Source organism: Litoribacter ruber, assembly GCF_018500185.1.
GTDB lineage: Bacteria > Bacteroidota > Bacteroidia > Cytophagales > Cyclobacteriaceae > Litoribacter > Litoribacter ruber.
On the sequence record NZ_JAHBGI010000038.1, the window covers coordinates 1 to 3,288 of the forward strand.

Annotated in this window: 1 protein-coding gene; it reads right to left on the minus strand. The window is 38.1% G+C overall.

The features are described 5' to 3' along the window. Positions 1-294: 294 nt before the first annotated feature. Positions 295-2,061, minus strand: a complete 1,767-nt coding sequence (locus tag KIH41_RS17950; RefSeq protein ID WP_214163326.1) for a hypothetical protein — start codon at positions 2,059-2,061, stop codon at positions 295-297. Positions 2,062-3,288 lie beyond the last annotated feature (1,227 nt).

Sequence of the window (3,288 nt, forward strand, 5' to 3'; positions counted from 1 at the left end):
AGTAAATACCACATCAATTGCGGAATCCCCTCTCAGTGCTCAGGGCACAGAGCTCAGCGCTTGGAACGTGAACGAAGAACCCGATCTCCCTTCGGCTTCGCTCAGGGATCGAACTACATAGTTAAAGATTCAGATGGTTTCGACTCCGCTCAACCATTTATTTATAGATAGTACAAGGGCATAAGCGCGTTATATGAAGAAGCGATGAGCACTGGCGGGGATGAGGGTAAATGGCGAGAAGGACATTCAACCCCATCCGTGAAAATCTGTGTATTTTTATCACTTCATTCATCATTAACTTAAATACTCAATTGTATACTTTAAATGAATTAATTTCCCCAAATCAAACTTCTCTTTTTCAACTTCCTCCCAAAGCATTAAATGATGGTAGAAGAAATCATCCATACCAATTTGTTTGTTATCAAGTGGTTTTGGGGGACACTCTTCGAAGTACTCAACAAGCTTATTTAAAATAAAATTTAGATAGTATCGAAGATTCCCGGTTAGATTTTCAAGGTTGTCAATTATTGCAGCATCATGAACTATTTTATTTCTGATCCGATATAGCCTGGTTATATGCCATTCAATATTTTGTTTATGCCTATTTAAATATTTTTTTCTACTTTCACTATTATTAACCAAATGGGCTTTCAACCTTTGCACGCGATAGGCGAGTAAGGGATGGTTTCCTATAGCGGATCCTTTTATAATGTCAAAGGTAGACCCTTCTTTAAAATAGTCTAAACTATCATCAAATCCCTCAACATCCTTATCAATTTGAAAAGTTTTTAATGTTTCATGAAGGTGTAATAAATTTCTTTTCACATAGTAAAGACTATGTATTATGGGAAGAAACTTCATTACCCTCCTAAAGGTACTGGTGTCTTTATCATAATTTGAAAACACAAACTCCAATCCAATCCAGTAGTTAATAAATTTCTTTTCAATTTCTAAAGCCTCATTTCCTAATCTTAAATGCCTTAGTGCCGAATTAATTCGATCTTTAACTTCGTATTTGACATTTTTATTTTCCTCAATCGCTTCCAGTTCAGAAAGAAATTTTCTATGTTGATCCCCATTGCTTTTATAATACCCATCAATTTGATAATAAAGAGGTTGTAAATTTCCTTTCTCTTTATGAACATCATTAATTACAGCCGCAGTTTCATGAAGAGTAAGATTCAAATTGCTATATCCCAAATGTATCCTGTCAAACTGTTTAGACAATTTAGCCTTTCCAATTTTAAGAGCATGATAATAATCTAGCGCATCTACTTCAAATATTAAAAACCTCCACCCTTTTCTAGAAACTATGAAATTTTGAATCTTTGCTTGTGGACTTTCTCCAACCACACCTTTATCTACCTCAAAAGTGATTTGTTCACTAATGAGGTTTTCTAATTGTTTTTCTGACGCTTTGACTTTAAATATAATATTAAACTTTATCTCCTCCTGTTTGGTAAGAATGATTTTAAACTGTGACCAAGAATCTTTAAAAATAAAATCTTCTTTAAAAATAAAAATTGCTTGGATCAACTTGTGCAGATAACTTTTTGTTAAGTTAGATTGAATTGCTTCAGTAATACTGTAAGAAATAAGCCTGTCAAGAATTTTTAATTGCACTATTCTATCACCTTCATCCTCCTTAGGGTCATCCAAAATCATTTCAATTGCGTCAAGAAGATTGGGTAAATAATCATTGTTATTTGCCAACATGTTAAAAAGCCTATATTCCAATAAGTCAAGGTCTGAGTTTTCATCTTTAACCTTTTTTAAGGAATCAATTAACCCCTTCTTGGATAGTGGATCAAAAATTAAAGTCTCTTCGTTGAGGAGAAAATGTACCACTTCATCCCTACACAGAAGAATAGACTTAAAATCCTTTATTTTATTCGCTTGCCAATCATTCAGTAGTTCATAAAATTCTTTTACGGACTGCTTTGGGTTTAAATGTTTAGCCCTATAACTATCCAGACTTCGGTTGTAGCACAGTTCTTGTAACTTTTCAATTAAAAATGCCTCTAGGTGGGAAAGGCCATCATGAAGGTTGATTTTTTGCATTTTAAAATCATTATACTTATATTTGTATTAAATAATCAAGGTATTAAGATAACACAAAAATATAAAGGGAGAAAGCATAGTCTGGATTTGTAGGTAAATTACCTCGCAGGTTATCACCCTCTCCCTTCAGTATTAAGCTCAATCAAATGATTGAGCTTTTTTTTGTTCAAATTGTTGAAGCATAATTTAATCCCCTCCCACCCTATCGGCTCATTAAAATGAGTTAATCAAGTTGCCGTAAAATGAGACCTCACAATACTACTTTCACTTCTTACAGCTCCGCTAGGAGCGGCCGATATAATACCCGCCGGTGACAACCGGCGGTCTGCAGCCAACTTCCCCCTGTAAGTCCCAGAGGGACGCACCATGTAAATTCTGAGAAAGGTTGGGGGATCAAAAAGACGCTGGCCCTTCGGCTCCCTTTCGGCTTCGTTCAGGGACCCAGCTCCCGGTCATGGACTGCGCGCTGAGCACTGGGCACTGGGGGATGAAAGAAGGTAATGGAAAGATGGCAGGGATCCACGCTTGAAGCAGATACTACATCAACTGCGGAATCCCCTCTCAGTGCTCAGCGCACAGGGCTTGGAACGTGAACAGTGCCCGCTGCAGCTACATATGGATGCGGAAAGGTGTGAATGTAAGAAAGAACATAAAGTCCCCGACAGGCAGGCCTTCATCAACTAACCCTCTAAACCGTCCCGATTCGCGCAGCGTCGGGACATAAACTCCTAAACCGATTTGCTTCTTAAACTAAAAGGACATTACTTTATAGATTGATTAATCATCACTTTTATGAAAAAATCACTTTTAGTGTTCCTCCTCGGCTTATTTTTAAGCCTTTCCCTGCAAGCCCAGCACATCCGTGACCATGTAGCGTTTGGAGTNCGGCTTATTTTTAAGCCTTTCCCTGCAAGCCCAGCACATCCGTGACCATGTAGCGTTTGGAGTAGGGCCATCTTTTGTATATATGGATAACGAAATGGGATACCGGAATCTTGAGTTTCGACTTCTGCCGGTATTTACCTTTGATTACAGCAGGGACATAGCCAACCACTGGGACTTAAGAGCAACCATGGGAAACCAATTTATCGGCACCAACGGAAGTACTAATTATACTTCAAAATATTCCGAGTTTTGGGGCCAGCAGGGCATGCCTACAAACTTTAGCGGTTCGGCTTTCTTTGTCGATGCCATGCCCGTCTACCAATTTAACCCAAACCTCCCCGA